At 71.1% G+C, this 7,681-nt stretch carries 7 protein-coding genes and 1 pseudogene; 4 read left to right on the top strand and 4 right to left on the bottom strand.

Annotated elements, in window-relative coordinates; genetic code table 11:
* Positions 1–396, bottom strand: a pseudogene (locus AB0924_RS38295) (helix-turn-helix domain-containing protein); the annotation flags it as partial.
* Between the two features lie 296 nt (positions 397–692).
* On the opposite strand from AB0924_RS38295, the gene AB0924_RS38290 reads away from it, so the two are divergent.
* Complete coding sequence (locus AB0924_RS38290; RefSeq protein WP_358940654.1) at positions 693–1,613, top strand: hypothetical protein; 921 nt, start codon at positions 693–695, stop codon at positions 1,611–1,613.
* Positions 1,614–1,681: 68 nt separating this feature from the next.
* Here AB0924_RS38290 and AB0924_RS38285 read toward each other — a convergent pair whose 3' ends face one another.
* From AB0924_RS38285 to AB0924_RS38275, 3 genes are all read right to left on the bottom strand, one after another.
* On the bottom strand, positions 1,682–4,249 hold the full coding sequence (locus AB0924_RS38285) for an amino acid permease (RefSeq protein WP_358940653.1): 2,568 nt from the start codon (positions 4,247–4,249) through the stop codon (positions 1,682–1,684).
* Positions 4,250–4,453: 204 nt separating this feature from the next.
* Positions 4,454–4,729 (bottom strand): hypothetical protein, encoded by a 276-nt coding sequence (locus tag AB0924_RS38280; protein WP_358940652.1) that lies wholly within the window; start codon positions 4,727–4,729, stop codon positions 4,454–4,456.
* A gap of 77 nt (positions 4,730–4,806) precedes the next feature.
* A complete protein-coding gene (locus AB0924_RS38275; RefSeq protein ID WP_366913962.1) occupies positions 4,807–5,613 on the bottom strand; it encodes a hypothetical protein in 807 nt (268 codons plus the stop codon).
* 484 nt (positions 5,614–6,097) lie between these two features.
* Here AB0924_RS38275 and AB0924_RS38270 point away from each other — a divergent pair, with 484 nt between their 5' ends.
* The 3 genes from AB0924_RS38270 to AB0924_RS38260 all read left to right on the top strand — a co-directional run bounded on the left by AB0924_RS38270 (position 6,098) and on the right by AB0924_RS38260 (position 7,516).
* Positions 6,098–6,613, top strand: coding sequence for a hypothetical protein (locus AB0924_RS38270; protein ID WP_358940650.1), 516 nt, complete (start codon positions 6,098–6,100; stop codon positions 6,611–6,613).
* A 204-nt stretch (positions 6,614–6,817) separates the two neighbouring features.
* Positions 6,818–7,111, top strand: a complete 294-nt coding sequence (locus AB0924_RS38265; RefSeq protein ID WP_358940649.1) for a hypothetical protein — start codon at positions 6,818–6,820, stop codon at positions 7,109–7,111.
* A 120-nt stretch (positions 7,112–7,231) separates the two neighbouring features.
* Entirely contained in the window at positions 7,232–7,516 is a 285-nt protein-coding gene (locus AB0924_RS38260; RefSeq protein ID WP_358940648.1) for a hypothetical protein, read from the top strand.
* Positions 7,517–7,681: the final 165 nt, after the last annotated feature.

Below are 7,681 nucleotides of genomic sequence, written 5' to 3'. Positions count from 1 at the left end.
CGGTGCTGGATGAACTCCCGCAGTTCGGGATTCCGGCTGATCTTCCCTGGTTTCGGGCGGGGGCGGCGGGCATCGGCGCGGGCCTGGGCGGCGTGCGGCCGGTACTGGCCGTTGCCTGGATGACGGTTGCGGCGGATCTCGCGGCTGATGGTGGACGGGCTGCGGCCCAGCTCAGCCGCTATCTGCCGGATGGTGGCCTTCTCCCGTAGCCGACCGGCGATGTGGATCCGGTCTTCCTCGCGCAGGTATCTGGAGAGACCAGGAGGCGGCACCACCGTGTTGATCGGTGGTGCCGCTCAGGCCCTGCTGCATGAGCTGGGAGTATGCCTCCCGCTCACGCACCAGCTGCCTGCGGCCCTGAGCCACTGTCCGCAGCTCCCGAACCTCGAAGCCCATCGCATCCCCTGAACTGGGGCGTTGCGACGACCACTAGAACGGAAGCCGTCCGGCGGGCCTTTCGCGTGCGGTCCCGGTGGGTGAGGGCCCGCGCCGGCAGCGCAGCGGCCGCCGGAAGGCAAGCCCGGTACGACCATCGGACGCACGGCACAGGCCCATCGGATGGAGACCGGCCGGTAACGGGCGAACCCGGGCGAACCCGCGGGGAGTGCTGTTCCGACCCCCTGCCCGAGATGGTCCAGGGCCCTTCGGTACGGCCGGACGCTCGCGGCGGGCACGACTCGGAAAGGACCCCCATGCTCTCTCGGAAGTCACTCGCCCGGACAGCCCAGGTGCTGTGCATAGGCGCGGCCGCCACCCTCGCCCAGACCGCGCTGGCCCCCGCCGCGTCGGCCGCCGTCCTGCCGGTGGCGTGCAGCCAGACCGCCCTTGTCAACGCGATCAACACGGCCAACAGCAACCCGGGGAGCGACACTCTGAACCTGGCGCCCAGCTGCCCGTACTCGCTGACCGCCGCGCTGCCCGCCATCACCTCGCAGATCGTTGTCAACGGCAACGGCGCCCTCATCACCCGTGCCAACACGGACCCCAGTGACCCGAAGTTCCGCATCATTACCGTCAACGGCGGCAACCTGACCCTGCGGGCGCTCAGCATCGCCCACGGCGACGCCACGGGTAACCCGATCGCGCCGGGGGCGGGCGGCGGCATCGTGGTCACCGGCAACGGCACCCTCACCGCCAACGCGGTCGTGATCCGGAACAACGAGGCCGACTTCGGTGGCGGTGTCAGCAACTTCAACGGCTCCACCACGACGATCAACGCCAGCGTGGTCTCGAACAACCATGCCAACAAGAACGGTGGCGGCCTCGTCAGCGACGGCAATCTGACCGTCACCGCCTCGAACATCTCGGGCAACGAGGCCGAGGGCGCGGGCGGCGGCATCGCCAACATCGGACAGCTCACGGTGCGCGCCAGCAACATCAGGAGCAACGAGGCGGACACCGGCGGCGGCCTCGCCAACGGCGTGCCCGGCAGCGCCATCGGCACCGCCACGGTGAGCATCAGCAACATCAGCAACAACACCGCCCACGGCAGCAACCCCGGCGGCATCTTCAACAACGCAGGCCCCGTGAACCTGACCCTCACCACGGTCATCAACAACACCCCCACCAACTGCGCGGGCAGTCCGAACCCGGTCCCCGGCTGCTTCAACTGACCGACGCGACCCGGCACGAGACGCCCCCTCCGGTCGAGAAGACGGCTGGTCGGGGCGCCCGCAACCGCTCAGTCCCCCGGGCTTCCGGGGGACTGGCCGTCCGGCGACGGCAGGTCCTGCTCGGTCCAGAGGGTCTTGCCCGTGGGGGTGTAGCGGGTGCCCCAGTGGTGGGTCATCTGGGCGATGATGAACAGGCCCCGGCCGCCCTCGTCGTCGCTCGCGGCATGGCGCAGATTGGGCGTGGTGTGGCCGGTGTCGGAGACCTCGCAGATCAACGTCCGGTCGCGGATCAGGCGCACCTGGATCGGGCCGCCGACGTAGCGGATGGCGTTGGTGACCAGTTCGCTGACGATGAGCTCGCTGGTGAACGCCAGGTCCTCCAGCCCCCAGTCCCGCAGCTGCTTGCTGACGGCGGTGCGGATGCCGGCCACCCCGGCCGGGTCGGGCGGCAGCTCCCACTGGGTGAACTGACTCCGGTCGAGCAGCCGGGTGCGGGCCACGAGCAGCGTGGCGTCCACGTCGACCGGCCCGGGCAGCAGGGCGGTCACCGCCCGGTCGCAGAGCTGGTCCAGGGACGTCCGGTCACCGGCGAGGATCCCGGACAGCCGTGCGAGCCCGGCGGCACGGCCGGCGGTGGCCTGCAGCAGGCCGTCCGTGCACAGTGCGACGAGGCTGCCCGGCGGCAGCCGCAGCTCCACGCTCTGGTAGGGCACACCGCCGACGCCCAGCGGTGGTCCGGGGGGCAGCTCCGGATAGCCGACGACACCCGTGTGCGGCTCGACGACCGCCAGCACCGGGTTACCGGCCCGCGCCAGGCTGCACTGCCCGCAGACCGGGTCGTACACCGCGTACAGGCAGGTCACGCCCCTCGCCTCGTCCGCCTGTGACTTCGGGAGAGCCGGGCCGCCGTGGCCGTCCCCGCGCTCGTGCGCGGTCTGCTCGACCAGGTCGTCCAGACGGGACAGCAGTTCGTCCGGGGTCAGGTCGAGACGGGCCAGGACGCGCACCCCGGTACGCAGGCGGCCCATTGTGGCGGCGGCGCGCAGACCGTGCCCGAGCACGTCCCCGACGACGAGGCCGACCCTGGTGCCCGACAGCGGGATCACGTCGTACCAGTCGCCGCCCACCCCGGAGCCGTTGTCGGCGGGCAGGTAGCGGCTCGCCGAGTCGAGGGCGGTGTGCGGTGGCAGGCGGCGCGGCAGCAGGCTCCGCTGGAGCTTGAGGGCCACCCCGTGCCCGCGGGTGACCACCGGCATCAGCAGGAGACCGATCAGCAGGGCGCCGAGACCGATGACGGTGACGCCGCCGGTCGGCCCGAAGAGCGGCAGGTCGACGCTGGTCCCACCGTAGTCCGGGGCCGCGTAGACATAGGTGGCGTAGAGGAACAGGGCGAGCATGATCAGCCCGCCCAGGCCCGGCAGCACACCCTTGAAGACGAGGTCCTTGGTACTGCGGTCGAGGATCTTGCGGTAGTACCAGAGGCAGGCGAAGCCGGTCAGGCCGTAGTGGAACGTGATCGCCAGGCCGACCGAGTCGACCGAGTCGGCCAGCGCGTTGCCGCTGAAGGAGGCCAGCAGCACGAGGAAGCCGATCGAGACCGCGCCCATTCCGACGGTCGACCAGGTCGGGGTGAGGAACCTGCGGTGGACCCGGGCGAACCGGGCGGGGACGGCCTTGTGGACCGCCATGGAGAAGACGGTCCGGGCCAGGGGCAGGATGGTGGTCTGGGTGGACGCCAGAGCCGAGGTCAGCACCATGAGGATCAGAAGACTCGACAGCACCAGACCCGTGGCGCCGCTTCCGAAGACGGCCTCGCCGAGTCCGGAGAAGACGTCGTCCGAGTTGTTGGCGTTCCCCAGTCCGACACCCGAACCGCCGGTTCCCGCGAAGGCCTGCGCCGAGGTGGACACCAGCGCGTACAGGACCAGCAGCAGGACGGTGGACATGACCGCGGCGCGGCCGGGGATGCGGGTGCTGTCGACCGTCTCCTCGTTGATCGAGACGGCGGTGTCCCAGCCCCAGTAGATGAAGACCCCGGCCAGGAGACCCGAGGTGAGCCCCTTCACCGAGGTCACCTCGAAGGGGTTGAACCAGGAGGCGGAGACATGGATCGCGGTGGACGGGGCGTCGGTGTAGGCCCTGACCAGCGCGGCGACGGCCAAGACCAGCAGCATCCCCACTTCCATGCAGAGCAGCCAGCGCTGCAGGGCGGCGGAGAACTCTATGCCGACGTAGCAGACCGTGGTCATCACGACGATCCAGGCGATGCCGGCGACGGTGGTCCACAATCGGTCCTCCGCCAGCCCGTCCAGGCCCACCAGCCGAAAGCTGTACGTGCCCGCGATCTCGGCGAGGCTCGCCATGACGATGACGTTGGCGACGACGATGCCCCAGCCACCCATCCAGCCGGTGCGGGGGCCGAAGGCGCGGGTCGCCCAGGTGAACGTCGTCCCGCAGTCGGCGTTACTCGCGTTGAGTTCCCGGAAGGCGTACGCGATCAGCAGCATCGGGACGAACGACAGCATGATGACGATCGGTGCCTGCAGGCCCACCGCCGCGACGATCAGGCCCAGTGTGGCGGCGAGGCTGTAGGCGGGGGCGGTGGAGGCAAGCCCGATGACCACCGAGGAGAACATGCCCAGCGCGTCGTTCTTGAGTCCTTTGCGGCCGGCCCCCGTCCCGGGAGCGGGGCGGCCGGCGGACCCGTCGCCGCCAAAATGCCACACACTCGATTGCAACGCCGGGCCACTCGCCCCGCAACAGCGCGGGGCGCCCGCGAATCCATGATTCGCGGGCGCCCTCCGGCCGGTCCGTGCCGGTCCGCCGCTGCCCGGGGCCGGTCAGAACGCCTGGTTGTTGCAGCCCATGTCCGAGCCGAGGTGGCTCTGCTGCGCCCCGGGGTTGCCCTCGCCGTTCAGCAGGTTGCCCGCGGCGCCGGTGAGCGCGCCGACGCTGCCGAGCACCTCGATGTTCATGTCGTGCGAGCGGCACTCGACGCCCTGCGTGACGTCGATGTCGTGACCGGGCTCACCGTGTGCGAAGGCGCTGCCGGCGCCGAACGAGCCGACGGTGCCGAGCATGGCGCCGACGAGGACCGCCTTGTGGAACTTGCGCATGGGTTCTCCGTTGTTGAGGGGGTGGAATCTGCGACGGATACAGATCGGGTGGTGACCGCGGGCGTCCGCGGCGACGGTCAGCCGAGTCGGGGAAGCCCGAGCTGACCGACGGGCGGTGCCGCGATCTGACCGAGGCCGACCGGGGACAGACCCGGGGCGCTCGGGGGCGCGATGATCGGGTTGACGAGCGGGTTCACCTGAGGGTTGACCTGGGGGTTCACCTGCGGTGCGACATGCGCCGGGGGCTCCTGGCCGGCGGCCTGGGGCATGGCCACCTGCGGGGCGACCTGCGGCATCACCTGGGGCATGACCTGCGGAACGACCTGCGCCGGCTGCGCGGGAGCGGCCTGCTGGTACGGCGCCGGCTGCTGGTACGGCTGCTGCTGCGGGTAGGGCGCCTGCTGCGCGTACGGCGCCGCGGTGGCCTGGGCCGAGCCCTGCGACACGGCCGACGCCGAGGCGTAACCGGTCTGCTGGGGCGGCGCCTGCGGGGCCGGGGCGTAGACCTGGGGGGCCGGCTGCGGAGCGGGAGCCGGGGCGTAAGCCCGTGGCGCCGGCTGCGGGGCCGAGGCCGGGGCGTACGCCTGCGGGGCCGGCTGCGGAGCCGGGGCCGGGGCGTACGCCTGCGGGGCCGGCTGCGGAGCCGGGGCCGGAGCGTACGCCTGCGGGGCCGGCTGCGGAGCCGGGGCCGGAGCGTACGCCTGTGGCGCCGGCTGCGGAGCCGGGGCCGGGGCATAGGCCTGCGGAGCCTGCTGATCGGGCCCCGGCGCCGGAGCGGCGCTGCCCTGTCCGACTGGAGAATCGGCGTGGCTGACGCCTACGCCGATGACGGACAGACCGCCGGCCGCCGCTACAACGAGCGCGGCCTTGTGAAGCTTGCGCATGAAACCCTCGGCCCTTCGATACCTGAAAAGGGAAAGCAATTGCGTTCGGTGCCGCCACACGCACAGTCGATGCGATATTCACACCGCACCGTCAGCAGCGTTACTCCTGACCGGCACGCGGACGTCGCGTGGGAGCGGGCAGCGAGATCCCTCGCCCTTTTCGAGTCGAGTCCATACCGCTGCCTTCTCCCCGTCGGAACGAGAATTTCCGCGGCGTGGTCACGGCCACCGAAGGCCTGTCACCCATTTGCCACATTCCCGGGTGGGGCGTTACGGCATATGCCGGTCCTTGCCTTTGCGTCGAATGGGTGACCCCGGGCCGACGGCCGTATCCGCCGCCGTTCTCGCCTCGTTCCCCACGGGCCGGACTCGACGGTCCACAGCGACCGTCGGCCGCACCGGGCAGCGGGACAGCGAAAGCCGTGCCGCCCCATCAGCGTTTCACCAGGTTCCGCGCACAGGTCAACGAAGGGCCGAGGATTCCATGCGCAAGCTTCAGCACGTCGCGCTCGTCATCGCAGCTGCGGGCGGTCTGTCCGCCGTCGGCGCCGGCCCGAGCTCCGCCGCCCCCGCCACCTACAACGGGACCGTGCCGCCACCCGTATCACAGCCGGACGCCCAGGCCGCCTCGGCCACCTCCTCCCAGGCGACCGCGCAGACCTACGGCTCGCCGGCCCCGCAGCAGGCGGCCCCCCAGCAGGCGGCCCCGCAGCGCGGCACCGAGGTCACCCCTCAGGTCAACCCCCAGCTGAACCCACAGATCAGCCCCCAGATCACCCCCCAGGCCCAGCAGACCCCGCACGGCGCCCCGCAGACGATCAACCAGGGCGGTGCGGTGAGCCAGGGCAATCTGTTCCGTCCGTACCAGGAGTGCAGCCCGCAGAACCTGCTCGACGCGAACGTGCCGGTCGCCCTGCTCGCCGCCGCCCAGACCCGGGGCGTCGACTGCACCCAGGCCAACAGCCAGTCGAACTCCCTGGCCAGCGCCCAGCAGTACTGAGGGCCGGAGGCCGGTGGCCCACCCCGGTCCGCCCGTCTCGCGATCCGACGGTCCGTCATATCCCCTAGGGGGTACCGGGTTTTCCGGCGTGTGATCAGAAGGGCGGCGCGTCGTGACCCATTTCGGGACATTTCGCACTAATCTCCCGTAACTGTAAAACGTCGATCTGCCACAGATCGCAACCCCCACTCCACCGGAGATGACATGCGCAAGCTTCGCAACGTTGCCGTCCTGGTCGCCGCTCTCGGCAGCATCGGACTCGTCGGCGGCACGGCCCACGCCGACGGCGGCAAGGGCGGTGACCACGGCGACCACGGTGACAGGTTCAACATCACGCAGAGCACCCACTGCAAGTCGCACGACCTGAACCTCGACCTCCTCGGCAACGTCGGCCTGCTCGACGGCGTGCTGGGCAACGGCCTGAACGGCGAGGGCAACCCGGGCGCCAAGAACACCCACAACGGCTCGACCATGGGCTGCAACAACAGCGCCTTCTGAGCCCCGGTCCGGCGCACCGACGCCGGAGTGCGAACGGTCCCGGCACCGCGGCCCGCGCCCGGCGCCGGGACCGCTGACGTTCCCCTCGAATCTCACCCTCCTCACTCATCGGGAGTTCACATGCGCAAGCTCCGCGCCACCACCCTTCTCATCGCCACCATCGCCAGCGCCGGGTTCTTCGGGGCGGGCGCCGCCCACGCCGGCGAGGGCTGGGGCAAGGGCGGCGACGAGTTCAACATCCAGCAGACCACCAAGTGCCGCTCGCACGACCTCAACGCCGACATCCTCGGCAACGTCGGCATCGCCGACGGCCTGGGCGGCAACCTGGCGAACGGCGAGGGCAACCCGGGCGCGCAGCAGACGTCCAACGGCTCGACCATGGGCTGCAACAACACCGCCTTCTGAGCCCCGCTCCGGCGCACCGGCGCCGCGCAGTGAACGGTCCCGGCACCGCGGCACACGCCCGGCGCCGGGACCGCTGACGTTCCCCCGGAGGCCGTCGCAGGCAGGCCGAACGGCGCGCCAACGAGCTGCAGATCCCGGTCGTCCAGAAGGTCGCCAAGCGCGGCA

It is taken from the genome of Streptomyces sp. NPDC047869 (assembly GCF_040704065.1).
In the GTDB taxonomy this organism is placed as follows: Bacteria; Actinomycetota; Actinomycetes; order Streptomycetales; family Streptomycetaceae; genus Streptomyces.
The sequence above is the reverse complement of the archived record's forward strand: the minus strand, read 5'-3'. Positions and strand labels throughout refer to the sequence as shown.